Raw genomic sequence first — 24897 nt, 5'->3', positions numbered from 1 at the left:
AGTGGAACAGATGAGAAAACCAATTATAGCCGGTAACTGGAAAATGAACAAAACTCTCGGCGAGGCTGTCAGCTTCGTTGAAGAAGTGAAAAATTCCATTCCAGCAGCAGACAAAGCGGAAGCCGTTGTTTGCGCACCAGCTCTTTTCTTAGAAAAGCTGACTTCTGCTGTTAAAGGAACTGACTTAAAAGTCGGCGCCCAAAACATGCATTTTGAAGAAAACGGTGCGTTCACAGGCGAAATCAGCCCGGTCGCTCTGAAAGACCTTGGCGTGGATTACTGCGTCATCGGCCACTCTGAGCGCCGTGAAATGTTCGCTGAAACTGATGAAACAGTTAACAAAAAAGCGCATGCCGCTTTCAAACACGGCATTGTGCCGATCATTTGCGTAGGTGAAACGCTTGAAGAGCGCGAAGCCGGAAAAACAAATGATCTTGTTGCCGATCAAGTGAAAAAAGGTCTTGCGGGTCTTTCTGAAGAGCAAGTTGCAGCTTCCGTTATTGCGTACGAGCCAATCTGGGCAATCGGAACAGGCAAATCTTCTACAGCGAAAGATGCAAACGACGTCTGCGCGCATATCCGCAAAGTTGTTGCTGAAAGCTTCAGCCAAGAAGCTGCTGACAAGCTCCGCATTCAATACGGCGGCAGCGTAAAACCTGCAAATATTAAAGAATATATGGCAGAGTCCGATATTGACGGTGCTTTGGTCGGCGGCGCAAGCCTTGAACCGCAGTCATTCGTTCAATTATTGGAGGAAGGTCAATATGAGTAAAAAACCAGCTGCACTCATCATTCTTGATGGGTTCGGATTACGCAATGAAACAGTCGGAAACGCAGTCGCACAAGCGAAAAAACCGAATTTCGACCGTTATTGGAACCAATACCCTCATCAGACGCTGACGGCATCAGGCGAAGCAGTCGGACTGCCTGAAGGACAGATGGGGAACTCTGAAGTCGGACATTTGAATATCGGCGCCGGACGTATTGTGTACCAAAGCTTAACACGCGTGAACGTTGCCATCCGCGAAGGTGAATTCGAACGCAATCAAACGTTCCTTGACGCCATCAAAAACGCGAAGGACAACGACAAAGCGCTGCACCTGTTCGGTCTTCTTTCTGACGGAGGCGTACACAGTCATATCAATCATTTATTCGCGCTGCTGAAGCTTGCGAAAAGTGAAGGGCTGACGAAGGTGTATATTCACGGTTTCCTCGACGGCCGCGATGTAGGTCCGCAAACAGCGAAAACTTACATTCAGCAGCTGAATGAGCAAATCGAAGAAATCGGTGTCGGCGAAATCGCCAGCATTTCCGGACGCTACTACTCCATGGACCGCGACAAACGCTGGGACCGTGTGGAAAAAGCGTACCGCGCAATGGCTTACGGCGAAGGCCCGTCTTACAAGAGCGCAATGGATGTAGTGGACGATTCTTATGCGAACGGCATTCATGATGAATTCGTCATTCCGTCCGTCATCACAAAAGAAAACGGCGAACCTGTTGCGAAAATTCATGACGGCGATTCTGTAATTTTCTATAATTTCAGACCTGACCGCGCCATCCAGATTTCGAACACGTTTACCAACAAAGATTTCCGCGATTTCGACCGCGGTGAAAATCATCCGAAAAACCTGCATTTCGTCTGCCTGACTCACTTCAGTGAATCTGTTGACGGATATGTGGCTTTTAAACCGGTAAACCTTGATAATACGGTCGGTGAAGTATTAGCACAGCACGGGTTAAAACAGCTTCGCATTGCGGAAACTGAAAAGTATCCGCACGTTACGTTCTTTATGAGCGGCGGCCGCGAAGAAGAATTCCCGGGCGAAGAGCGCATCCTCATTAACTCGCCGAAGGTCGCAACATATGACCTGAAGCCTGAAATGAGCGCGTATGAAGTGAAGGATGCTCTTGTAAAAGAAATCGCGGCTGACAAGCACGACGCGATCATCCTGAACTTTGCAAACCCTGACATGGTCGGCCACTCCGGAATGGTCGAACCGACAATTAAAGCAATTGAAGCAGTGGACGAATGCTTAGGCGAAGTGGTTGACGCCATCATCGCTAAAGGCGGCCACGCCATCATTACCGCTGATCACGGTAATGCAGACATTCTGATTACAGAAACAGGCGAACCGCACACTGCCCATACGACAAACCCAGTCCCTGTCATTGTGACGAAAGAAGGCGTGACGCTGCGCGAAGGCGGAATCCTAGGCGACCTCGCACCAACGTTATTAGACCTTCTCGGTGTTGAAAAACCGAAAGAAATGACCGGAACATCTTTAATTCAAAAATAAGCGTAAATCAAAAGGAGAGACAAACTCATGCCATACATTGTTGATGTTTATGCACGCGAAGTCCTTGACTCCCGCGGCAACCCGACAGTTGAAGTTGAAGTATATACAGAAACAGGAGCTTTTGGCCGCGCATTAGTGCCAAGCGGAGCTTCTACAGGTGAATACGAAGCGGTTGAGCTTCGTGACGGCGACAAAGACCGTTACCTTGGAAAAGGCGTGTTAACTGCTGTTAACAACGTAAACGAAATCATTTCTCCAGAGCTTCTCGGCTTTGACGTAACAGAACAAAACGCAATCGATCAGCTTTTGATCGAGCTTGACGGAACTGAAAACAAAGGCAAACTCGGTGCGAACGCAATCCTTGGCGTATCTATGGCTTGTGCGCGCGCTGCTGCTGATTTCTTACAGATTCCTCTTTATCAGTACCTTGGAGGCTTCAACTCAAAAACGCTTCCTGTACCGATGATGAACATCGTAAACGGCGGAGAGCATGCTGACAACAACGTAGACATTCAAGAATTCATGATTATGCCTGTAGGCGCGCCTAACTTCCGTGAAGCGCTTCGCATGGGCGCTCAAATCTTCCACAGCCTGAAATCAGTTCTTTCTGCTAAAGGAATGAACACAGCTGTAGGTGACGAAGGCGGATTCGCTCCGAACCTTGGTTCTAACGAAGAAGCGCTTCAAACAATCGTTGAAGCAATCGAAAAAGCCGGCTTCAAACCTGGCGAAGAAGTGAAACTTGCTATGGATGCTGCATCTTCTGAGTTCTACAACAAAGAAGACGGCAAATACCATCTGTCTGGCGAAGGCGTTGTGAAAACATCTGCTGAAATGGTTGACTGGTATGAAGAAATGGTTTCTAAATACCCAATCATCTCTATCGAAGACGGACTTGACGAAAACGACTGGGAAGGACATAAACTTCTTACAGAGCGTCTTGGCAAAAAAGTTCAGCTTGTCGGTGACGACCTTTTCGTTACAAACACGAAAAAGCTTGCTGAAGGTATCAAAAACGGCGTAGGCAACTCTATCCTGATCAAAGTAAACCAAATCGGTACATTGACTGAAACATTCGATGCGATCGAAATGGCGAAACGCGCGGGCTACACTGCCGTTATCTCTCACCGTTCTGGTGAAACTGAAGACAGCACAATCGCTGACATCGCTGTGGCAACAAACGCAGGACAAATCAAAACAGGTGCTCCGTCACGTACGGACCGTGTTGCGAAATACAACCAGCTTCTTCGCATCGAAGATCAGTTGGCTGAAACTGCTCAATACCACGGTATCAACTCTTTCTATAACTTGAATAAGTAATGAAAGAATGCCGGGAGATATTCTCCCGGCTTTTTTTATGCCTTCGGACTTTTCCCTCCTTTTTCATCATTTTCATTTGGTTAATAATATTCATTTTTTTCCTTTTTAAAGGAATCATTGTCCATCAATCGAAAGGAAGAGGTGTAATAAGAGGAGGGATTTTGATGAAATTTTCATTTATATCAGCTGCGGTGGCAGCAAGTGTTATATGGGGCGCGTCTGCCGGACCGCTGTCCGAAACCCATGCTCATTCAACAGTGAAGGCGCCGGTTTTTGATACTGACGAGGCATTGGACACCATGCATGCTCTGAGTGAAACCATCGGGCCGAGGGAAACGGGAACTGCGAAAGAAAAGGAAGCGGCTGAATACATATCGAATCGCCTGAGGGCTCAAGGCGCCGCTGTCCAAGTACAGACATTTCAATTGAAAAAGTATTTTTCAGGTTCAGTCACAGCAGGAGAGCATGAATTCCCGCTTCGCTCCGCTGATCAATCTGCTGTTGAAAAAGAGCTGAGAATAGAGGGCGCGATCTTTGACGGCGGCCTCGGATTACGCGATGACGTAACGGGAGCAAAAGGAAAGATTGCAGTAATCCGTGAGGGGAAGATCCCCATTTCGCAAAAGATAAAACATGCCGAACAAGCGGGAGCCAATGCAGTTATTATTTATAATCAGGCAACAAAACCGCTTGCTGTCCGCCCGCATAGCGGGAAAGGAATAACAATACCGGCGGCCGGTATGAAAAAAGAAGACGGTGAAGCATTGCTGCGGGAAAAGCAGGCAGTCATTCAATTTAAGAATTATAAAAACCGTACCTCACAAAATATCATAGGAACTCGCAAAGCGGCACAGGCCAACCCTTCTGATGCTGATATTATTTATGTCACAGCGCATTATGACAGCGTAAAAGGAGCGCCCGGAGCGGACGATAACGCCTCAGGCACATCTGCCGTTCTGGAAATAAGCAAGCAGTTTACACACATACCGAAAGATAAAGAAATCCGCTTTATCCTGTTCGGTGCAGAAGAATTATGGTCTGCGGGTTCATCTTATTACGTCAGTACACTTACGAAAGATGAAAGAAAGCACAGCCAGGCCAATTTTAATGCCGATATGATTGCGACTGACTGGAAAGAAGCGAGCCAAATGTGTGTCACCACTCCTGACGGCAGGGAAAATCCGAGTGTCCGGTATGCTGAAAAAGCCGCTGAACAATCCCGGCTGGTCAAGCCAAGCCTGATTCAGCTCGGTTACTCAGACCACGTCTCTTTTTATGAAGCGGGAATTCCGTCGGCTAACTGGATTTGGCTCAGCCCCGATACACATGAGCCGGGGCCCTGGTATCACACCGAGAATGATAATATGAAACATATCAGCAAAGAACGATTAGAGAAAGCGGGAGCACTCGTTACCGGAGCTGTAACTGAGGCTGTGAAAGAATAAAAAAACAGGCTGCGGCCTGTTTTTTTATATTGTTTTCTGTATATTCTCTCAATTAGGGGAGATTTTCTCACTTGTTACCAAATATGTACCATTTAATAGGATTTTATTTTATGAATAAAGGAAAAATAAATATATAATACCTAATTTATAAAAGGATGTAAAACCCATTCAACAAATTTTAACTTTTGTTATAATTGCGATATCGATCGATATTTGTATTAAATTGTAAAAAATAATACTCTTTTCTATCTATTAGGGGGCGAAAAATGAATACTGTCACAAAAGAAGCCAGCAACCTTGGTCAAAAACGGCTGTTACATCTGATTGAAACGAAGCAGGCGATTGTAGGCGTGTTAGGCATGGGATATGTGGGATTTCCTCTTGCACTGGAATGTGTTGATAAAGGATACAATGTTATCGGATTCGACAAAAACAGTGAAAAGGTTTCCTTGTTAGCCGCCGGAAGCAGCCATATTCAAGATATAGAGGACGACAGACTGAACTCTGCTTTACAAACAAAACGATTTCAAGTCAGTGCCGACATGTCGCTTATCCAAAAATGTGACATCATTGTGATATGTGTGCCGACACCCCTGGACAAAAAAGACAAGATCCCCGATTTATCCTACATCGACAGTGCAGTTGACAGCATGATCGCTTATGGACGACAGCATCAGCTTTTAATTTTAGAAAGCACCACCTACCCTGGAACAACGAAAAAAAAGATTGCCGAAAGAATGGCATCAAGCCGCCGCATGGAAATAGGAACAGACTTTTTTACGGCTTATTCACCGGAAAGAATCGATCCGGGCAACAGTCAATATGAAGTATCAGATATTCCTAAAGTAGTCGGCGGGATTACACAGACTTGCACAGAACTCGCCTCAGCGTTTTACAGCACCATCGTTACCAGCATTCACCCGGTCACCTCACCCGAAGTAGCTGAAACAGCTAAACTCCTAGAGAATACCTATCGTTATGTCAATATAGCTCTCATCAATGAAATGGCGCTTAATTGCCGTGAACTCGACATTGATATATGGGAAGTCATCTGCGCGGCGGACACGAAGCCGTTCGGCTTTCAAAAATTTATCCCGGGCCCCGGGGTCGGAGGCCATTGTATCCCGATTGATCCTTTTTACTTCAAATGGATTGCGAATGAAAAAGGGCTGCAGACAAAATTAATTGATCTGGCAGACGAAATCAATTCTAACATGCCGATTTCTGTCTCTGACTATGCCCTGAAACTGGCGGGCAAAGACAAATGCAGCATTTTAATAATAGGAGCCGCCTCCTATAAAAAAAATACAAATGATCCGCGTGAATCCTCAGTGTTTACGATAATGGAAGAATTGATGGGCAAGGGATGCACGATTGATTATCATGATCCGTTTATCAGCAAGATCAGCTTGAATGACGGAAGCCGCAAACAATCTGTCCCTTTCACAAAAGAACAAATCAATCAATACGACGTCATCATCATTCATACAGACCACGATGTGATTGACTACAGTATTTTGAAGGATGCCTCACCGATTATCTTTGACACAAGAAATGTATGCAGGGAAAAATCAGCCGACAATTGCAGAGTTGTCACTTTATAGGAGTGAACGGTCATTAGTAATCGATTTATCTCTTTTCACAGACCTGATATGACAAGCGAAGAAATCGCAAGCGTCACCGAAACAATTCAATCGGGATGGATTTCGAAAGGCCCGAAGGTAATAGATTTTGAAAAAAAGCTGGGAGAATGTATAGGAGCCGAACACGTCATCAGCTGTAATTCAGGAACCGCTGCATTACACATGGCTTTATTGGCGCTCGGTGTGGGAGAAGGCGATGAAGTCATCGTGCCGAGCTTCACGTTCTGTTCCAGTGTCAATGTCATCCTGCACGCCGGAGCCGTTCCTGTGTTTGCGGATATATGCGAGAAAAGTCTGTGTGCAGATCCTGAAGATGTCAGGAAGAAAATAACGCCGCGCACAAAAGCGGTAATTGCGGTTCATTTTGCCGGCTATCCGGCTGATCTGGAAAACTTGCAGTCCATTTGTAAAGAACACGGATTATACCTGATTGAAGACGCCGCTCATGCGCTCGGTACAAAATATAACGGAAGTATGATCGGCACCCACGGCGATGCGGTGTGCTTCAGCTTTTACGCTACCAAAAATATTACGACGGGGGAAGGCGGAGCCCTCGTCATGAAAGACGAACAGGCCGCAGAAAGAGCGAGGCTGTACGGCTGGCACGGCATCACAAAAAATGCCTGGAACCGGTACGGTGAAAAAGGCAGCTGGAGATACGACGTTTTACTGCCGGGTTTTAAATATAATATGACGGATATTCAGGCCGCACTCGGTCTGGTTCAATTGAAACGCGCAAATGAAATTCAAGAAAAACGGGAACAGATCGCTCAATTTTATGTCCGTGAACTGTCAGGCCAAGCTGACAAAGCAGCGCTTCCGCTTTCTGACATTCCAAACGGCATAACGCACTCATGGCATTTATTTATTTTACGGATTCGAGAAAACGGCGGCATGGACAGAGATCTGTTTATTGAGAAAATGAAAGAAAAACAAATCGGGCTGAGCGTGCACTTTATTCCCGTGCATATGCATCCTTACTATAAAAAACATTTTCCTGCTGAGCTTCCGGTAACTGAACGTGTTTTCCGGGAGATCGTATCACTGCCTCTTTACAGCCAGTTATCAGATGAGGATTGCAGCTATATTGTTAAGTCTATAAAAGAAGTTTTGACTATCAGCCAGGAGGTTGGATCATGAAGAATATTGCGATTATCGGAGGGGCCGGTTTTATCGGAAGCGAACTGGCGGCGTTATTACAGACTAAAGGGTATCACACCATTATTGCAGACCAAAAGAAGCCGGCTTTTGACACTGAATACCGCCACACGGATATTCTTGACCGGACGTCGCTGCGCGAATCACTGAGGGGAGCGGATGCGGTTGTCCATTTGGCGGCAATGGTCGGAGTGGACAGCTGCCGAAGCAATGAAGAAGACGTCATACGGGTCAATTTTGAAGGAACGAAAAACGTCGCCGAGGTATGCGGTGAATTGGGAATCAGCACACTTCTTTTCTCATCGAGCTCAGAAGTGTTCGGAGATTCACCTGATTTTCCTTATACCGAGACAAGCAGAAAGCTTCCGAAATCGGCTTACGGAAAAGCCAAACTGCAATCAGAGGAATATTTAAGAGAACAAGCTTCCGATAAACTTCATATTCGGGTCGTCCGGTACTTTAATGTATACGGACCGAAACAGCGCGAGGATTTTGTCATAAACAAGTTTTTCAGTCTGGCCGAGAATGGCTCAGAGCTGCCTCTTTACGGAGACGGCGGACAAATACGCTGCTTCAGCTATATCAGTGATATCGTCAACGGAACTTATCTCGCGCTCGTTCATGAAGGAGCCGTCTTTGAAGACTTCAATATCGGGAACGACCAGCCGATCACGATAAAAGAACTGGCTGAGAAAGTCAATGTGCTCTCAGGCAGAGAGAAGGATAACTATCTGTTTAAGAAGCTCGGTGAAGACGGCGTAAGAGGAAAAGACATCGAGATTTTTAAACGGGCGCCGTCAATCGAGAAGGCGAAACGTTTGCTTGGATATTCTCCGAAAGTAAGTCTGAATGAAGGCCTGGAGATCATTAAAGATGAAAGACAAAAGCACAAACTTTCACTTTCCTAAAAACCCGGAAGAGGTCAAATATCCAATTTATCCGGGCCAGTTTTCAGTCAGGAGCCGTCTGCGCGCAGTGAAACACTTGCTTTGGGCTGAACAAAGCGGACTGACTGAAAAACTGGAAAAACGTTACGGAAAAGGGGTTGTGCTGACCTCCAGCGGGAGTGCGGCACTGGTGCTCGCATTAACTTATTCGGGAGCTGGGCGGGGAAAAGAAGTGATTTTCTCATCCTTCAGCTGCCCGAATGTCATTGATGCCGTGCTGCAATCCGGTGCGGCGCCTGTTTTTGCGCAGCTGGATGAGCATCTTTCCTTATCGTTCGAGGATGTCAAAAAAAAAGCGACGCGACAGACTTGTGCGATTATCCTCACGCATGTATACGGCCGGAGAGAAAATACCGCAATCATTGACTGGGCGAAGGAAAACGGAATTGTTGTCATTGATGATGCCGCTCAAGCCATGTTTACAAAACAATCGGATACATTTGCCGGCGGTCTGGGTGATTTCGGCGTTTTAAGCTTTGGTCCGTCAAAGCCGCTTGCGAGTATCGGAGGCGGCGCGTTAATTGCGCCGAAAGAATTGCTGCAGCAAAACGCAAATCCCCCGATGGAACGGCGCAGCCAAGTGACGGCTGACTATCGCTTCTATATCAGAAATCAAAGAATACAAGCTGTTATGAAACGGAAACGGCATCATCCCATTTCATATCTTTATAGAAAAGCGGGCGTGATGCCTTCCATGAAAGCCACAAAGCTCGAAGCACTGCCGGATAAACCGGCTGTTGTACCGGTGCTGCGCATGCATCCGGCAAGGGAAGCCATAATTGACGATCAGCTTTCACGTATGGATCAGCTCGTAACAGCTTCACTCCAAAACGTGGAGGCGGCAGGAGAAATCTTTGCAAAGGCGGAAGAGACATACGGCATAAGAATGATCCAGCCTCAAGAAGGAGAACATCTGAATTATTTAACGATCGTATTTCCCCGGGATGAAGAGCGGTATGGGTGTTCCGTTTATTTAGCTGAAAGAGGCATCCAAACATGCTGGAACTATCTTCCTCTCGAACGTATTCCGATTTATGAAACATATGCGGGAGATGGAGAGGAAGATCCGCTTTGGAAAAGAGTTCTTTCTCTGCCGTTTAAACCGCCTCTGCGCCAAGAGCAAATCAGATATATAGCCGAATCCGTTTTATCATATTGTGAACAAAAGAATAAGACTGAATAGTGGTGATAACTATGCAAAAAACAGCAGTATGCACGACCCGCGAGGCATGGGATCGAGCCGCTGACATGTATCAGGCGGGATTGTTTCAAAGCTATGATTGGGGAATTCTCATGGAAGAGCTTCCCGGCACGTCATTTCACCCTGTCAGACTGACAACGGACGGTGGACAAGTCATCTATCTTCCGCTTTTTGAACAGAAGGGCGTATTATCCGGCAATATGATCGGATACGGCGGCGTTATTTCAGACCGCCCCATCTCATTTGCATGGCTTCAAAGTGAAATCAAGGCCATATTCGGCCGGAACATATCCCGGATGCTGCTTCCGTACGGTCAGACTTCTTTTACAGAAGAAAGCGGAGAAGCGTGGACGGAGAAGGCGACACAGATCCTTACGCTTCCGGACACGTTTGACGAACTTTGGACGGGCATTTCCGGAAAAGCCCGGACGGCAGTCAGGTACGCTGAAAAAGAGAACACGGTCACCCGTCTGATCGGGCGAAAAGAACTTGGAGCGTTTTATGAACTCTACAAAGAACATACGGCGGCAATCGGCGCGGCTTATGTCCTGAGTGAAGGCTTTTTCCAAAAGCTGCTTGACCTATTTTCAGACCGGATGTTTTGGATAGGGGCATATCAGGAGGAAACACTGATCAGCAGCAGTATTTTTCTCTATGACCGCTCCCATTTCTATTATTGGCAGAATGTAAACAGCCCGGCGGGAAAAAAAGCGCAGGCCTCTTACTTATTGATGCGCGACGCCCTGCAATTCGCCATTTGCCGCAAGCTTCAATGGGCTGATTTTGGCTATTCACACAGTAAAGAAATCGCGAGACCGAAACGATATTGGGGAGCTGAAGAAAAACAATGCCGACTTTTTGCGAAAACGGAATGAAAACAATAAGCGGCCATCAATCCAGTTATCTGCCATGGTACGGTTTTTTTGAAAAAATGTATAAGTCGGATCTGTTTGCCATTCATGACACAGCTCAATTTGAAAAAAAAGGATTTCTCAACCGCAACAGAATCAAAACGCCGCAAGGCCCCAGATGGCTGACGGTGCCTTTACAGATGAAACAGTATAAAGACATAGAGCTTCGGAACATGAAAATCGATCAGACACAGGATTGGCAGAAAAAACATTGGATGGCAATTAAAATGAATTATGCGAAAGCCCCCTATTTTGAGCGCTACCAGCATTTTTTTCAGGATGTCTATCAGCGGGAGTGGGAATATCTCCATGATCTGAATATGCACATTATTGAATTTTTCCGAAAAGAGCTCCGTATTGAAACGCCGATGTGTTATGTTTCAGAGCTTGAATGCCGGAAGGAGAAAAAAAGCGATTTTGTTTTAGCGCTTTGTCAGGAGCTTGGGGCGGATCGTTATTATTCAGGCAGTCAGGGTTCCGACTATTTAATAGAAAGCGATTTTGAAAGAAACGGTATTGTCATTGAGTATCAGCAGATCAGACATTTTGGCTATCCTCAATTATTCGGGGAGCATATCCCTCACCTCTCCGTGCTTGATATGCTGATGAACTGCGGTGCGGATACAGCTGAAATGTTAGTCAAAGGAGGGCAATATGATGAAAGTAATGGTATTTGCAGCGCATCCCGACGATGAAATTATCGGCGTCGGCGGCACGCTCGCCAAACATGTCCGCCAGGGTGACAGCGTGTCGGCGGTCATTATGGCGGAAGGCAAATCATCAAGAAAAACCGATTATGAAAAGCCGGAAGAGTCCGTTATGGAGCATTCCCATCAAGAAACGGAACAGGCGCTCAGCACTCTGGGCATCCATGATTTTGTCAGGCTGAACCTTCCTGATAACAGAATGGATTCAATGGATTTGCTGGATGTCGTGAAGGAAGCGGAGAAACAAATCAGCCGTTTTCAGCCTGACATTGTGTATACCCAGTACGGGGGTGATATTAATATTGACCACTCCGTCGTATTCAGAGCGGTCATGACGGCAACCCGCCCGCTTCCCGGCCATACGGTAAAACGGGTTTTCGCCTATGAAACATTGTCTTCGACAGAATGGAATTATTGTCAGAAGGATCAGTTTCATGCCAATTTCTTCGTTAATATTGAAGACGAGCTTGAAACGAAATTGAAATCGATGGCGTGTTACGGCTCGGAGCTCAGAGACTTCCCTCATCCCCGTTCTTTGCAGGCGATAGAACATAATGCCCATGTGTGGGGAGCAAAATCGGGTTTTTCCGCTGCGGAAGCATTTATGCTTGTGAGAGGGACATGGTGACTGTCCTATGATTGCTCAAATTCCGTTTTTCGGACTTGATCCGAAGCAAATCGATGAAAAATGGGTGGAAGCGGGATACGGTCTGGAAGCGAATATTTTTGACGGCCATTCCTTTGAGGAAGCGGATTACAGCAAAACATTCAATCAGACGCTGGAATATGCAAAACAGCTTGATCCTTCATTATTGACGCTGCATTTCCCGACAGATCACGCCGATTATGTGCATGAAGAGCAAATTAAAAAACAGCTTTATCACTTTGCGGAGCTTGCTGTTAAATACGGCGCCAAAGGCATAACCGTCCATGCGAATCAATTTATGACGGTTGAAGAATTTCAAGTCTATGACCTGGAGGGCAACCGCAAAAAAATTGTTGAATTTTTCGCAGAGTTTGATGAGCAGCTGAAAGGAACGGACATTTGGATCGGTGTGGAAAACCTTCCGATCATCGGGAATCTGGGAGAGGATTTTGATCCGATTTTCATTTATCCTGAAGATTTTACAGAACTGGTTCAGCTGGATCTGAAGCATGTCGGTATTACGTGGGATCTGTGCCACTGGGCGATTACCTATCAGACTCACTTGTCTTCAGCGCTTATGTTCAGAAATGACCAGCTGAGATACCCGGATTTCTTTCAGTTTCTTTCGATAAAAGAGAGCATTAAGCATTATCACTTCAGCTCATTTCGCCAGCTGGCGTTCCCGCATGGTGATGTCCGCTGCTTGGAGGGCCGCCATCCGCGTGAAGGGACAATCGCTGAAGAGCTGCTCAGACGGGCTGCCGATACTTTGCAGGAGCTTTATCGGGATCAAGATACCGGCATTGTATTTGAGGTAATGGAAAAGGATTATACAAAAAGACGTGAATCATGGAGAACGCTGGAATGGTTCGGCGGTGTTTCTGATGAGGATCAAAAAAGGGCCTGATATGACGTATCGAACACCGAACTATGCAAAGCTTTGGTGTGCCCAGGTGTTTTCTTCAGCGGCGGACGGTGTCTGGCTCATTGCCCTGCCGCTGTTAGTATTAGAATTGACCGGCAGCAAAATTCTTGTCGGTGTTATCTCTTTTATCGAACTCGTGCCGTTGACATTCGGAGTGCTGGCCGGACCGCTGATTGATTTATTCCGAAAAAAGTCGATCTTGTATTTGTGCAACACGGGCCGTGCCGTCATTATGATCCTCTTGGCGGTGCTCAGCGCGAACGATTTATTAACCGTGTGGATTGCCGGGGTGTGCGCATTTTGTTTATCACTGCAATCGATGCTGTTTGCTCCGGCGAAAGTCGCCATCATTCCGCTGCTCGTCCGCAAACAGCATCTTGATCAGGCGACATCTCTGATCAATACGAGTGACTTGATCGGACTGATTGTCGGAAAATTGATCAGCGGTATCATGATTGCGGCTGTTCCGTTCGGACTTCTGTTTGCCATAAACGGAACTGCTTTTTTTATCTCCGCGGTATTGATCACATTCATTCGTATTTCAGAACAGCCCGGTGAAAAAAGCAGCGGCGCTGAAGATCTAAAAGCCGGATACAGAATGCTGAAAGGAAATACGGCATGGCTGACATCGGTCGGATACTTTTTCGTCGTGAACCTCGTCATTGCCGGTTTCATTTCAGTAATGGGGCCGATTCTTGCTGTGGAGCGTTTTCAGCAGAACTATTCTGTATGGTTTGCCGTCATGTATTCAATGTTTCAGGCGGGAATGCTTTTGGGCAATCTGGCCGTATTTTTCAAATGGAATACAAAACGCTTGAACCGGCTGTACCCGCGGACGTTAACGGCAGCGGGGCTGCTCATTATGCTCCTGTTTTTCCCCCTTCATGGGTTTGAGTGCATCATCTTCCTGGTGCTTGGCATCATCATCTCGTATATTGATGTGCAAACGGTGCTGTATTTCCAAAAGACGGTTCCGGCCGCATATTTCGGAAGAGTCTTTGCACTGATTTTTTCAATTGTAAAAATGGGAGAACCGCTGTCGGCCGCTGTCTACACAGGGCTTCTGCTGTTGATGAATGCGGACTATGTTTACGCAGCGGTCGGACTGACCCTTATAGTCGTTTTTGCTATTTTATCAGTCAGGCAAGGGAGTCAAAGAAATACAGAGAAACAAGCGGATCAATCTGTCTGAACTTTATACGAAGGGGCGCCGATATCAGCCGGCGCCCCTTTTTATCATAAGTCCATATAAAGCCTTATCATATCCCGGCATTGAATGCCGTTTTCAAAAATGTCTTCATCATAATGTCTGATAAAAAAATCATGGTCGACAGCCTGAATGCGGAATCCGCATTTTTGATAGAGTGACAGCTGATGAATACTCGAATTTCCAGTGCCGATTTCAATCGTGTCAGCTCCCGATTGTCTTGCTTTTTCAATGGCATCCCGCACCAGAAGCTTTCCGAATCCCCTGTTCTGCAGCGATTCTTTTACTGCGATGTTTACGATTTCTATCGTTTTAGGCCTTGTTTGCAATAAGACATAAACCCCTGCAAGCTCGTCTGATGCCCAAGCCGTATAGCACTCGCCTCTTGCAAGATAATCATCGACAATCTCCCGCGACGGATCGGCCAGCAGCAGTAATTCATACAGTGCTTCATCCGGCTCTCCGGCTTTTCGGATGCTCAATTTTTGCATGTCTGTTTCTCCTCCTTCATTGTGATCGACAGCTATTTTTTCAAAATAACTCCAAAATCATTCTACTTTATTATAAAATATGAAACATAGGAAAAGTTATACAAGTTTTGCAGATTGAATAGGAGGAAAGTCATGTTTTTTTGTAAGTATTGCGGCCAGCAGAACAATGAAGAGGCGCGTTTCTGTAAAGAATGCGGAAAGCCGATCGGGAAAGGAAGCCGACAGACGGCTGAAAAAGCGGCTGAACCTGCATCACAGCCGAGAAAGCCCATTCCTAAAAAAACGCTCTTCCTATGGGGAGGCATCGCTGCAGCGCTGATCTTATTGATTGCCGCATATAAAACCGGAGCCTGGCTGACATCTGAAAAAAGGCTCACGGATCAATTCGAACAGGCGGTTCATGACGGAGACACGAAAAAGCTCGCAGCCCTTCTCACCCCTTCAGACAAAAAACTGAAGCTGAATGAGACCAATGTCAAACCGCTCCTTGCATACGCAAAGAAACACGATGAACTGCTGGCATCGCTTCGCGGCGATTCGTCGGAAAAAGATGCCGTATACGTCAAAAAGGAGGGAAAAACCCTTCTCTTGTTTGACCATTACGAGCTGAAAGTAGACCCGGTTTATTTCCGCATCACAAGCAATTATAAAGGCGCCGATCTTTATATCAACAGCGAGAAAACAGGCACGGTCAAAAAAGCCGATGACACCCAAACATTCGGCCCCTACGCACCGGGTGTCTATACGGCGGAAGCCAAGCTGAAAAATGATACAGTTGATGTTGTCAAAAAGCAAGAGGCGGAGGCAGCCGGCAGCCGGAATGTTGAGTTTAACCTGCCGCTGGACGCCGAGGATGTGACGTTTACTCCGGCAGACAGCTTCAAAAACGCAAAAGGCGATCTGCTGATAAATGGCAAATCCGTTCATAAAGATCCTTTTACATCGGTTACATACGGCCCGCTCTTAACTGACGGTTCCATGACAGCAGCCGTGGAGGCTGATTTTCCTTGGGGGCAAACGAAAACCGCCGATGTTCCGATCAACAGTACTGATATGGAATTAACGCTTATCCCGGATCAAGATACACAAAAAACAATCATGGACACGATTGTCAAAACAACGAAGCAGTATACGAAAGCCATGGCAGACGGAAATACTGATCAGATGACCGAGGCCGGTTCAGCGTGGAAAGAGCAGACGAAAGAAGTGGTTTCAGGCATGAAGAGTTCCGGCACTTTTTTGAAAGATCAGTATAAAGAGACAAGCTTTGATCTTGATTCATTTGCGATTTCTCAAGAGAACGGCCGCTGGCAAGTAACCGTTACAGGTAAAGAGCTCCATCAGTCGGCGTATTTCGACGGGAATACGAAACCTGATATGGAAGAGGCGGAACCGAGCTTTCATTATGTACTCTCATATGATACAAAACATAAAAAATGGGTTTTTGAAAAAGCTGATCCAGCCTCAGATTCTTCTGGGACAAATGTGAAAAAAATAAAAAACGACCAGCCGAAGACCTACACATCCGCATGGGCATCATCCAAAGGAAACACAGCTTCAGGCAGCCTCACAAATGAACAAGTCACATCGTTTATGGTTGATTACCTGACAAACCAATCAAGCGCTGTCAGCCTTAACAATTTTGCCATCATGGCGGGTAATTTAGAAGAGGGAAGCCCTTTGTATGCTGATCAGCAGAAACTCGTCAAAAAACTGCACAGCGAGGGAACGACAGAAGTATTTAATGAAGTAAATGTAAAAAGCTTTTCGCAGAACGGTTCCCATCTGACGATTCATACGTACGAGGAGTTTTATATTACGAAAACCGGCGGCAGTCCAAAGCTCAGAACATACAATTGGACGTATGGCGGCGTTGTGAAAGACGGAAGAATTTATTTAACATCCATTCAATAAAAAAATCCCCGCGCCACTCAGGCAGCGGGGATTTCCGTTTTTAAAAGAAAAAATAATTCATGAGTTCTTTTATATAATGCTTGATCGTGAATTGAAAGGTTACGCAAATGATCAAATAGATGACGATAACAAAATAAGTGATATCCGCCTTAGCCGTAAGCTGATGCTGATAGCTCGCCAGCATGAGCGGGGGCACGGCAAACGCCGCTCCTAAAAGACCGACGACCAGAATGGTAAAGCAAACGGTTGTGTGCAGCAGCATAAAAATGAGTGCGAGAAGCAAAATAGCTGTAAACGGAATCAAAAATGCTCCGAATCTGGACAGCGAATCTTTAAACGACACCTGCGCGCCGCCTGCTTTTAAAGCGATAAAAATCAAAAGATATAAGCAGAAAACGCATAATGCAAAGGTAAGCGCCGGTTTGATCACAACTGCGGTAAAACTGACGTCACGAAAGCCGTCTGATAAAAGAATATACAGCATAATCGGCGGCACCAGGCAGAAAAGCACCATGTTGATGATGCTGCTGACAAGCTGTTCGCCGCCTGTCGTTTTACATGTCTGATACGGTTTCTTTAAAACATCAAGCACGAATAAGGCAAATTGCTTTGAAGCCTGCTTAGCGGCGGCCCCGGCCTGCGCGCCCTGGCCCTGCATCTGGCCTGCGCCTCCCTGTCCGGGCTGGGGCGCCCCGCACTTTTCACAAAACTTTCCGCCATCCGTTTGATGGCCGCATTGAGGACAATACATTATAAAACTCCTTTTACATGAAATATAGGGATTTTGTTCAATATTTACATTATAAAAGAAAATAGGACGGATGTAACGGAGATTTCTAAAGATATACAATTCAATGTCTTTGTTATTTGATAATAGAGAAAAAGTGCCCATTATGGTAGAATTTTAATGGAACTATTGATTCGGAGTGATAGAGGAAATTAACAGATGCTTAAAAAATTAAAAATGCTTTATCGGCTGTTGAAATTCGGCAAACATTTATGGAGATAGCACATGGAAAAAAACCGTCCTGATCAGGGCGGTTTTTTTCTTTTTCCGGATCGGCCGGCTGAGGTTACAAAAATCAGACCTCCGGGTAAGAATCATGCATAAGAAACAGCGGAAAACAAAACATAAACCAATAATGGCAAGCCATAAGGAGGTACGCATGTTTTCATTTATCATTCATGTCTTCATTTCCCTGTTTGCAGTGTCCAATCCCATCGGAAACGTGCCGATCTTTCTTTCGCTGACAGAGGGGTACCCGGAGAAAGAACGGACAGCGATCGCACGCAAGGCTTCCGTGCTGTCGTTTATCATCTTGGCGGCCTTTTTAATCTTCGGCCATCTGATCTTTAAACTGTTCGACATTAACATTCATGCTTTACGTATCGCGGGCGGCATTTTTATTTTCGGCATCGCTTATAATCTTTTGAACGCGAAACAATCCCATGTCCAGTCCCTTCACCATGAAGAGAAAGGGGAAAGCAAGGAGAAAGCCGATATTTCCGTGACGCCATTGTCGATTCCGATTATTGCCGGTCCCGGTACGATCGCAACGGTCATGAGCCTGTCGGCCGGCCATGGCGGCATCTTCCATTACATCAGCGTGCTTATCGGCATTGCGGCCGTCATCGCGATGACGTTCATATTCTTTCACTATTCATCCTTCATCAGCAACAAGCTCGGGAAAACCGAAATGAACGTCATTACCCGGCTGATGGGACTGATTTTGGCGGTGGTGGCGATCGGCATGATCGGCGCCGGCCTGAAAGGCATGTTTCCGATATTGGTTTCCTGAACTGAAAAAAGCAGCGCCCGGTTATGTTCGGGGGCTGCTTTTTTCTATTTTCGGCACATGCTGAAACACTTCTTCACTCTCAAAAAATTCTATCAAACGGCTCAGCCAGTCATAATAATGGAGCCAGTCCGTCAGTTCGTCCAACAGCTGACGGGCTTTTTCTTCAACGCCGGGACTGAGGTTTTCCGATTCCAGAAGCTCAGTCAGTTCGCGGTTCAGCTTTTTATACAGCATTTTGTTTTTGCTGACCGTCTTTGTCCAATTTGCCGTAAACAGGGAGATAAACGTCTGGTAATAATCACGCTCCACGTCGTAAAGATCTTTCCGAACGCCTTTTTCAAACACTTTTTCAGCCAGATTGGCATCGGTCATCTCACGGACTACCTGGCTCATTCTCGTTTTGCTCATTCCGGTCGCCTCTGACAGCTCATTTAACGTCATCGGCTTGCGGTTCATATAAATAATACCGAGCACACGCCCGAGGGTGGCCGGCATTCCGAATGTATGCATATTCTCGGCGATTCTCTCAATGAGATGCTCTTCAGCATGCCTGATGATATCAAGAGCGTTTTTTTCCACAGCTGATCATCCCTTCACTGGCTTTTCATGGAGACAATATATCATATTTTTTACAGTTGTTGAAAAAGACAATGCGGCAGGATATGCGAGCTATCGGGAGAGATTGTAAGAACGTCCGCATTGTCAGCGGGATAACATGAAATAATACGTATATTATATATAATTTCAACACATTGTAAACTTTTTATTTTATAAATTTCATCTTATAATAAAGATTATACTTTTCAGAAAAATAACGGAACCCTTCGGAGGTGCACGGATTGCTGAGATTAGAAAATGTTTCAAAAGTCTATAAAGGCGGTAAAAAAGCTGTCAACAGCATTGATTTAACGATCGAAAAAGGCGAGTTTATTTGTTTTATCGGGCCGAGCGGCTGCGGTAAAACAACGACGATGAAAATGATTAACAGACTGATTGAGCCGTCATCAGGAAAGATTTTCATCGATGGCGAAAATATCATGGAGCAAGATCCTGTGGAGCTGAGACGGAAAATCGGCTACGTCATTCAGCAGATCGGACTTTTCCCCCATATGACCATTCAGCAGAACATTTCCCTCGTGCCGAAACTGCTGAAATGGCCGGAACAAAAGCGGAAGGAACGGGCGCGTGAGCTATTGAAGCTCGTCGATATGGGCCCGGAATATTTAGACCGCTATCCTCACGAACTGAGCGGCGGACAGCAGCAGAGAATCGGCGTGCTGCGCGCCCTGGCGGCGGAACCGCCTCTTATTCTCATGGATGAACCGTTCGGAGCGCTTGATCCGATTACGCGTGATTCGCTTCAGGAAGAATTCAAAAAACTGCAAAGAACGTTGAATAAAACGATTGTGTTTGTGACCCACGATATGGATGAAGCGATTAAGCTGGCTGACCGGATTGTCATTTTAAAAGCGGGAGAGATCGTTCAGGCCGGCACGCCTGATGACATTCTCAGAAATCCGGCTAATGAGTTTGTCGAAGAATTTATCGGCAAAGAACGGTTATTGCAATCAAGACCGGACATTGAACGCGTCGAGCAGATGATGAACAAAAAGCCTGTCACCGTTACGGCGGACAAAACGCTTTCGCACGCGATACAGGTGATGCGGGAACACCGTGTCGATTCCCTGCTTGTCGTTGATGACCTGAATGTGCTGCAAGGATATGTTGATGTCGAAATCATCGATCAGAACCGGAAAAAAGCGAGCCTCGTCGGCGACGTGCTCCGCTCTGATCTGTATACGGTCGAGCAGGGTACACTGCTTCGCGATACCGTACGCAAAATTTTAAAGCGGGGAATGAAATATGTACCCGTTGTTGATGAACAAAGGCATTTAGTCGGGATTGTCACGAGAGCGAGCCTTGTCGACATCGTTTACGATTCAATCTGGGGCGAGGAAGACCAGCTGGTGACAGGCTGACAGGGGAGGAACTCTTACAATGAATGAAATGATCAAGTTTTTGCAGACGAACGGCGGAGAACTGTTATATAAAACGTGGGAGCATTTATACATTTCGATCATCGCCGTCATATTAGGCATTCTCGTCGCCGTACCGCTCGGAGTGGCGCTGACGAGGATGAAAAAGGGCGCAGGCGCCGTCATCGGCGCCGTCAACATTGTGCAGACCTTGCCGAGTCTTGCGATACTGGCGTTTTTTATCCCGCTGTTAGGGGTGGGAAAGATGCCGGCGATCGTCGCGCTGTTTTTCTATTCGGTGCTGCCGATTCTCCGAAACACATACACCGGCATTCAAGGCGTAAACAAAAATCTATTAGAATCGGGAAAGGGCATTGGGATGACCGTCTGGGAGCAGATCAGGCTTGTGGAACTGCCGCTTGCCATTCCGGTGATCATGGCGGGCATCCGCACATCCACCATTTATCTGATCGGCTGGGCGACGCTTGCTTCTTTTATCGGAGGCGGCGGACTCGGAGACTATATTTTTATCGGCCTGAACCTCTATCAGCCTGAATATATTATAGGCGGCGCCGTGCCTGTCACCATTTTAGCCATTATCATTGATTATCTGCTTGCGGTGACGGAACGGAAGGTGACGCCGAAAGGGCTGAAAGGATTGAAGGAAGTATCATAAGGAGTTGGCTGTTTTGAAAAGAAAACAAACGAGATGGATGTGCGCGCTGGCGCTTTCGGCTGCTCTGCTTTTAGGCGGCTGTTCTCTGCCGGGGCTTAGCGGAGCCTCCGATGATACGATCAAAATCGGGGCGCAAAGCATAACGGAATCCGAAATTATCGCCAATATGCTTGCACAGATGATTGAGCATAATACAGACTTAAATACGGCATTAATTAAAAACCTCGGATCGAACTATGTCCAGCAGCAGGCGATGCTCGGCGGTGAAATCGATATCGCTGCGACGCGCTACTCAGGAACAGATTTGACAAGCACCCTCGGCATGGAAGCGGAAAAAGACCCGAAAAAAGCGTTATCCATCGTTCAGAAAGAATTTGAGAAACGCTTCCATTACAAATGGTTTGATTCTTACGGATTTGAAAACACATACGCTTTTACCGTCTCGAAAGAGCTTGCGGAAAAAGACCATTTAGACAAAGTGTCTGACATTAAAAAGTATGCGGATCAATTTAAGCTCGGCGTAGACAATGCGTGGCTGAAACGGAAGGGCGACGGCTATAAGGGCTTTACCGACACGTACGGCTTCGAATTCGGCACAACCTATCCGATGCAGATCGGACTTGTATACGATGCCGTGAAAAACGGAAAAATGGACGCCGTCCTCGCCTATTCAACGGACGGACGGATTAAAGCGTACGATCTGAAAATTTTAAAAGACGACAAGCAATTTTTCCCGCCGTATGACTGTTCGCCGGTCATTCCCGACAGCGTGCTGAAACAGCATCCGGAACTGAAGGGCATTGTGAATAAACTGATCGGCAAAATCGATACGGAAACGATGCAGGAATTGAATTACGAGGTGGACGGCAAGCTGAAAGAACCGTCCGTCGTGGCTAAAGAATTTTTGGAGAAACATCATTATTTTGAATAAGAAATGAGGTGGGGCAAATGGAAGTGCTGCAGCAGCTCGGCACTTATTATTCTCAAAACGGCGCCTATGTGCTTCAGGAGTTTTACCGCCATTTTCTCATGTCGGTATACGGCGTTTTATTTGCGGCGATCGTTGGGATTCCGCTTGGCATCTTCATTGCCAGATACAGAAAATTAAGCGGCTGGGTATTCGCGGTGACAAACGTGATTCAGACCGTGCCGGCGCTTGCGATGCTTGCGGTGCTGATGCTCGTCATGGGGCTAGGTGCCAATACGGTGATTTTGTCGCTGTTTTTATATTCGCTTCTTCCGATCATCCGGAATACGTACACGGGAATCGCCAGCATTGAACACGCTTATCTTGAATCGGGAAAAGCGATGGGCATGACCAAATTTCAAGTGCTCCGCATGGTGGAGCTTCCCCTTGCGCTTTCCGTCATTATGGCGGGGCTGCGGACGGCGCTTGTGATCGCGATCGGCATTACGGCAATCGGAACGTTTGTCGGCGCGGGCGGACTCGGTGACATCATTGTCAGGGGATCAAACGCCACGAACGGCACCGCGATTATTTTAGCCGGCGCCATTCCGACGGCGCTGATGGCCGTTATCGCAGATCTTGTGATGGCGTGGCTGGAGCGGTCGCTTAGCCCGGTGAAGAAGAAAAAACGAACCAAAGCGCCGAATGCGGCATAAGAAAAAAACGCCTTGCGGGTCAGGGCGTTTTTTCTTATGGCTTCGGAACGTGCTTGAAAATTTCTTCGCTTTCGAAAAACTCGATCAGACGGCTGATCCAATTGTAGTAATCAAGCCAATCCTTTAATTCTTTCAGCAGTTCGTTGATTTTTTCCTCAGCTTCTTCCGGCACGCCGTTTTCAAGGGCGGCTGTCAGTTCGCGGTTCAGCTTTTTATGCATCATTTTATTTTTGCTGACGACCTTGCTCCATGTGGCCGTAAACAGCGTAATAAAGGTTTGGTAATAATCCTGCTCGACATCGTATAAATCTTTGCGGACGCCTTTTTCAAACACTTTTTCCGCCAGATTGACATCAAGCATTTCTCGGACTGCCTGGCTCATTCTCGTTTTGCTCATGCCGGTCGCTTCTGATAATTCAGTTAAGGTCATCGGCTTGCGGTTCATATAAATAATGCCTAAAATGCGCCCCACTGTCGCGGGCATCCCGAATGTATGCATATTTTCAGCGATTCGTTCGATCAAATGATCTTCAGCTTGTTCGATTACATGTAACGGATCTTTCTCCAACAGTTTCAATCCTTTCAGTCAGCAATTCCGATGTCAATATACCATATTTTTAAACCGGCGGAAATGCTCTTACGAGAGAATTTGGAAGTAATTCGAAGCAATAAGAAGAACTTTGCCGGTCAATACGGGTAAATCAGCGCTTACACATACTTTATATATAATATGGACAAATTGTAAACTTTTTATTTTATAAAGTTTAATTTATAATGGGAAACGTTCAATTGTCTGAAAAGTTAAATACGAATTTAACAAATTGAATAAACTTAATTGTGGAGGTGTGGGTATTTGCTGACATTAGAAAATGTCTCCAAAACGTATAAAGGCGGAAAAAAAGCAGTCAACAGCATCAATCTGAATATCGATAAGGGCGAATTTATTTGTTTTATCGGACCGAGCGGCTGCGGCAAAACGACGACGATGAAAATGATTAACCGCTTAATTGAACCGTCCGAAGGCAGAATCTTGATTGAAGGCCGGAACATTATGGAACAAGACCCGGTGGAACTCAGAAGAAGCATCGGCTATGTCATTCAGCAGATCGGGCTGTTTCCGCATATGACCATTCAGCAGAACATTACTCTCGTTCCGAAGCTTTTAAAGCATCCTGCCGACAAACGGAAGGAACGGGCGCGGGAGCTTCTAAAGCTCGTTGATATGGGGCCTGAATATTTAGACCGTTACCCTCATGAACTGAGCGGAGGACAGCAGCAGCGAATAGGTGTATTACGGGCACTTGCCGCAGAGCCGCCGCTTATCTTAATGGATGAACCGTTCGGGGCGCTTGACCCGATTACGAGGGATTCCCTTCAGGAAGAATTTAAAAAACTGCAAAAAACCTTACATAAAACCATCGTATTTGTTACCCATGATATGGACGAAGCCATCAAGCTTGCGGATAGAATCGTCATTTTGAAAGCGGGAGAAATCGTCCAGGCCGGAACGCCCGATGAAATTCTCAGATTTCCGGCGAATGAATTTGTAGAGGAGTTTATCGGCAAGGAACGGCTGATCCAATCATCCAGCCCTGATATTGAACGGGTGGAGCAGATCATGAATCCCGATCCTGTAACGATAACACCTGAGAAAACGCTGTCAGCCGCCATTCAGCTGATGCGCGCCGAGCGGGTGGATTCGCTGCTCGTCATTGATGAGAAGAACGTTCTCCAAGGTTATGTCGATGTGGAAATGATTGACCGCAAACGAAAACAGGCGGCACTCGTCGCGGAAGTGCTTGAGCGGGACCTGTACACGGTCAGAAGCGGCACCCTGCTTCGCGACGCCGTTCATAAAATTTTAAAAAGAGGCATGAAATTTGTGCCCGTCATTGATGACGCCGGCCGTTTAACGGGAATCGTGACAAGGGCCAGCCTCGTTGACATCGTCTATGACTCCATTTGGGGAGAAGAGAATCAGCTTGCGGTAATGTCATGAGGAGGATTA

At 46.4% G+C, this 24897-nt stretch carries 24 protein-coding genes; 20 read left to right on the top strand and 4 right to left on the bottom strand.

Annotated elements, in window-relative coordinates; translation table 11 throughout:
- Window positions 1-10: 10 nt before the first annotated feature.
- From tpiA to MHH91_RS17230, 13 genes are all read left to right on the top strand, one after another.
- Window positions 11-772 (top strand): triose-phosphate isomerase, encoded by a 762-nt coding sequence (tpiA, locus tag MHH91_RS17290; protein WP_013353661.1) that lies wholly within the window; start codon window positions 11-13, stop codon window positions 770-772.
- Window positions 765-2300, top strand: a complete 1536-nt coding sequence (gene gpmI / locus MHH91_RS17285) for a 2,3-bisphosphoglycerate-independent phosphoglycerate mutase (RefSeq protein ID WP_013353660.1) — start codon at window positions 765-767, stop codon at window positions 2298-2300. The genes tpiA and gpmI overlap by 8 nt, the downstream gene beginning before the upstream one ends.
- A gap of 27 nt (window positions 2301-2327) precedes the next feature.
- Window positions 2328-3620 (top strand): phosphopyruvate hydratase, encoded by a 1293-nt coding sequence (gene eno / locus MHH91_RS17280; protein ID WP_007409956.1) that lies wholly within the window; start codon window positions 2328-2330, stop codon window positions 3618-3620.
- A gap of 164 nt (window positions 3621-3784) precedes the next feature.
- A complete protein-coding gene (locus MHH91_RS17275) occupies window positions 3785-5065 on the top strand; it encodes a M28 family peptidase (protein ID WP_013353659.1) in 1281 nt (426 codons plus the stop codon).
- Window positions 5066-5331: 266 nt separating this feature from the next.
- The gene (locus MHH91_RS17270) at window positions 5332-6669 is read left to right on the top strand and encodes a nucleotide sugar dehydrogenase (protein ID WP_340978261.1); all 1338 of its coding nucleotides are present in this window, start codon (window positions 5332-5334) and stop codon (window positions 6667-6669) included.
- Between the two features lie 48 nt (window positions 6670-6717).
- Complete coding sequence (locus MHH91_RS17265) at window positions 6718-7848, top strand: DegT/DnrJ/EryC1/StrS family aminotransferase (protein WP_013353657.1); 1131 nt, start codon at window positions 6718-6720, stop codon at window positions 7846-7848.
- Window positions 7845-8774, top strand: coding sequence for an NAD-dependent epimerase/dehydratase family protein (locus MHH91_RS17260; protein WP_013353656.1), 930 nt, complete (start codon window positions 7845-7847; stop codon window positions 8772-8774). Before MHH91_RS17265 ends, MHH91_RS17260 begins: the two co-directional genes overlap by 4 nt.
- Window positions 8740-9996, top strand: a complete 1257-nt coding sequence (locus tag MHH91_RS17255) for an aminotransferase class V-fold PLP-dependent enzyme (RefSeq protein WP_013353655.1) — start codon at window positions 8740-8742, stop codon at window positions 9994-9996. Before MHH91_RS17260 ends, MHH91_RS17255 begins: the two co-directional genes overlap by 35 nt.
- A gap of 11 nt (window positions 9997-10007) precedes the next feature.
- Window positions 10008-10889: a GNAT family N-acetyltransferase gene (locus tag MHH91_RS17250; protein ID WP_013353654.1), complete on the top strand. Its 882-nt coding sequence runs from the start codon at window positions 10008-10010 to the stop codon at window positions 10887-10889.
- Window positions 10862-11620, top strand: coding sequence for a WbqC family protein (locus MHH91_RS17245; protein ID WP_013353653.1), 759 nt, complete (start codon window positions 10862-10864; stop codon window positions 11618-11620). Before MHH91_RS17250 ends, MHH91_RS17245 begins: the two co-directional genes overlap by 28 nt.
- Entirely contained in the window at window positions 11583-12260 is a 678-nt protein-coding gene (locus MHH91_RS17240; protein ID WP_014471049.1) for a PIG-L deacetylase family protein, read from the top strand. The genes MHH91_RS17245 and MHH91_RS17240 overlap by 38 nt, the downstream gene beginning before the upstream one ends.
- Window positions 12261-12267: 7 nt before the next feature.
- Window positions 12268-13185: a TIM barrel protein gene (locus MHH91_RS17235; protein ID WP_013353651.1), complete on the top strand. Its 918-nt coding sequence runs from the start codon at window positions 12268-12270 to the stop codon at window positions 13183-13185.
- Window positions 13163-14395: an MFS transporter gene (locus tag MHH91_RS17230; RefSeq protein WP_014471047.1), complete on the top strand. Its 1233-nt coding sequence runs from the start codon at window positions 13163-13165 to the stop codon at window positions 14393-14395. Before MHH91_RS17235 ends, MHH91_RS17230 begins: the two co-directional genes overlap by 23 nt.
- A gap of 44 nt (window positions 14396-14439) precedes the next feature.
- On the opposite strand, the gene MHH91_RS17225 is transcribed toward MHH91_RS17230, so the two are convergent.
- Window positions 14440-14901: a GNAT family N-acetyltransferase gene (locus tag MHH91_RS17225; protein ID WP_013353649.1), complete on the bottom strand. Its 462-nt coding sequence runs from the start codon at window positions 14899-14901 to the stop codon at window positions 14440-14442.
- Window positions 14902-15033: 132 nt separating this feature from the next.
- Between MHH91_RS17225 and MHH91_RS17220 the strand changes: the two genes are divergently transcribed.
- A complete protein-coding gene (locus MHH91_RS17220; RefSeq protein ID WP_013353648.1) occupies window positions 15034-16815 on the top strand; it encodes a zinc ribbon domain-containing protein in 1782 nt (593 codons plus the stop codon).
- A gap of 40 nt (window positions 16816-16855) precedes the next feature.
- On the opposite strand, the gene MHH91_RS17215 is transcribed toward MHH91_RS17220, so the two are convergent.
- Window positions 16856-17566 (bottom strand): hypothetical protein, encoded by a 711-nt coding sequence (locus MHH91_RS17215; protein WP_013353647.1) that lies wholly within the window; start codon window positions 17564-17566, stop codon window positions 16856-16858.
- A gap of 415 nt (window positions 17567-17981) precedes the next feature.
- On the opposite strand from MHH91_RS17215, the gene MHH91_RS17210 reads away from it, so the two are divergent.
- Window positions 17982-18614: an NAAT family transporter gene (locus MHH91_RS17210; protein WP_014471043.1), complete on the top strand. Its 633-nt coding sequence runs from the start codon at window positions 17982-17984 to the stop codon at window positions 18612-18614.
- A gap of 21 nt (window positions 18615-18635) precedes the next feature.
- Here the strand turns inward: MHH91_RS17210 and MHH91_RS17205 are convergent, their stop codons facing one another.
- Window positions 18636-19193 (bottom strand): GbsR/MarR family transcriptional regulator, encoded by a 558-nt coding sequence (locus MHH91_RS17205; protein WP_013353645.1) that lies wholly within the window; start codon window positions 19191-19193, stop codon window positions 18636-18638.
- A gap of 260 nt (window positions 19194-19453) precedes the next feature.
- Between MHH91_RS17205 and opuCA the strand changes: the two genes are divergently transcribed.
- The 4 genes from opuCA to opuCD are packed head-to-tail and all read left to right on the top strand — an operon-like array spanning window position 19454 to window position 22889.
- The gene (opuCA, locus tag MHH91_RS17200; RefSeq protein WP_013353644.1) at window positions 19454-20593 is read left to right on the top strand and encodes an osmoprotectant ABC transporter ATP-binding protein OpuCA; all 1140 of its coding nucleotides are present in this window, start codon (window positions 19454-19456) and stop codon (window positions 20591-20593) included.
- 19 nt (window positions 20594-20612) lie between these two features.
- Window positions 20613-21266 (top strand): ABC transporter permease, encoded by a 654-nt coding sequence (locus tag MHH91_RS17195; RefSeq protein WP_013353643.1) that lies wholly within the window; start codon window positions 20613-20615, stop codon window positions 21264-21266.
- Window positions 21267-21303: 37 nt separating this feature from the next.
- Entirely contained in the window at window positions 21304-22197 is an 894-nt protein-coding gene (gene opuCC, locus MHH91_RS17190; protein WP_088030699.1) for an osmoprotectant ABC transporter substrate-binding lipoprotein OpuCC, read from the top strand.
- A gap of 17 nt (window positions 22198-22214) precedes the next feature.
- A complete protein-coding gene (opuCD, locus tag MHH91_RS17185) occupies window positions 22215-22889 on the top strand; it encodes a glycine betaine/carnitine/choline/choline sulfate ABC transporter permease OpuCD (protein ID WP_013353641.1) in 675 nt (224 codons plus the stop codon).
- 34 nt (window positions 22890-22923) lie between these two features.
- Here the strand turns inward: opuCD and MHH91_RS17180 are convergent, their stop codons facing one another.
- The gene (locus tag MHH91_RS17180; RefSeq protein WP_013353640.1) at window positions 22924-23457 is read right to left on the bottom strand and encodes a GbsR/MarR family transcriptional regulator; all 534 of its coding nucleotides are present in this window, start codon (window positions 23455-23457) and stop codon (window positions 22924-22926) included.
- 285 nt (window positions 23458-23742) lie between these two features.
- Between MHH91_RS17180 and MHH91_RS17175 the strand changes: the two genes are divergently transcribed.
- Window positions 23743-24888, top strand: a complete 1146-nt coding sequence (locus MHH91_RS17175; RefSeq protein ID WP_013353639.1) for a betaine/proline/choline family ABC transporter ATP-binding protein — start codon at window positions 23743-23745, stop codon at window positions 24886-24888.
- Window positions 24889-24897 lie beyond the last annotated feature (9 nt).

The organism is Bacillus sp. FSL K6-2819 (assembly GCF_038008305.1).
In the GTDB taxonomy this organism is placed as follows: Bacteria; Bacillota; Bacilli; order Bacillales; family Bacillaceae; genus Bacillus; species Bacillus amyloliquefaciens.
Note: the sequence above shows the minus strand (reverse complement) of the source record. Positions and strands in the feature narration are given on the sequence as shown.

Bases quoted from the DNA above. Each gene is read 5' to 3' on its own strand.
- tpiA (WP_013353661.1), top strand. From the start codon at position 11: ATGAGAAAACCAATTATAGCCGGTAACTGGAAAATGAACAAAACTCTC.
- gpmI (WP_013353660.1), top strand. From the start codon at position 765: ATGAGTAAAAAACCAGCTGCACTCATCATTCTTGATGGGTTCGGATTA.
- eno (WP_007409956.1), top strand. From the start codon at position 2,328: ATGCCATACATTGTTGATGTTTATGCACGCGAAGTCCTTGACTCCCGC.
- MHH91_RS17275 (WP_013353659.1), top strand. From the start codon at position 3,785: ATGAAATTTTCATTTATATCAGCTGCGGTGGCAGCAAGTGTTATATGG.
- MHH91_RS17270 (WP_340978261.1), top strand. From the start codon at position 5,332: ATGAATACTGTCACAAAAGAAGCCAGCAACCTTGGTCAAAAACGGCTG.
- MHH91_RS17265 (WP_013353657.1), top strand. From the start codon at position 6,718: ATGACAAGCGAAGAAATCGCAAGCGTCACCGAAACAATTCAATCGGGA.
- MHH91_RS17260 (WP_013353656.1), top strand. From the start codon at position 7,845: ATGAAGAATATTGCGATTATCGGAGGGGCCGGTTTTATCGGAAGCGAA.
- MHH91_RS17255 (WP_013353655.1), top strand. From the start codon at position 8,740: ATGAAAGACAAAAGCACAAACTTTCACTTTCCTAAAAACCCGGAAGAG.
- MHH91_RS17250 (WP_013353654.1), top strand. From the start codon at position 10,008: ATGCAAAAAACAGCAGTATGCACGACCCGCGAGGCATGGGATCGAGCC.
- MHH91_RS17245 (WP_013353653.1), top strand. From the start codon at position 10,862: ATGCCGACTTTTTGCGAAAACGGAATGAAAACAATAAGCGGCCATCAA.
- MHH91_RS17240 (WP_014471049.1), top strand. From the start codon at position 11,583: ATGAAAGTAATGGTATTTGCAGCGCATCCCGACGATGAAATTATCGGC.
- MHH91_RS17235 (WP_013353651.1), top strand. From the start codon at position 12,268: ATGATTGCTCAAATTCCGTTTTTCGGACTTGATCCGAAGCAAATCGAT.
- MHH91_RS17230 (WP_014471047.1), top strand. From the start codon at position 13,163: ATGAGGATCAAAAAAGGGCCTGATATGACGTATCGAACACCGAACTAT.
- MHH91_RS17225 (WP_013353649.1), bottom strand. From the start codon at position 14,901: ATGCAAAAATTGAGCATCCGAAAAGCCGGAGAGCCGGATGAAGCACTG.
- MHH91_RS17220 (WP_013353648.1), top strand. From the start codon at position 15,034: ATGTTTTTTTGTAAGTATTGCGGCCAGCAGAACAATGAAGAGGCGCGT.
- MHH91_RS17215 (WP_013353647.1), bottom strand. From the start codon at position 17,566: ATGTATTGTCCTCAATGCGGCCATCAAACGGATGGCGGAAAGTTTTGT.
- MHH91_RS17210 (WP_014471043.1), top strand. From the start codon at position 17,982: ATGTTTTCATTTATCATTCATGTCTTCATTTCCCTGTTTGCAGTGTCC.
- MHH91_RS17195 (WP_013353643.1), top strand. From the start codon at position 20,613: ATGAATGAAATGATCAAGTTTTTGCAGACGAACGGCGGAGAACTGTTA.
- opuCC (WP_088030699.1), top strand. From the start codon at position 21,304: ATGTGCGCGCTGGCGCTTTCGGCTGCTCTGCTTTTAGGCGGCTGTTCT.
- opuCD (WP_013353641.1), top strand. From the start codon at position 22,215: ATGGAAGTGCTGCAGCAGCTCGGCACTTATTATTCTCAAAACGGCGCC.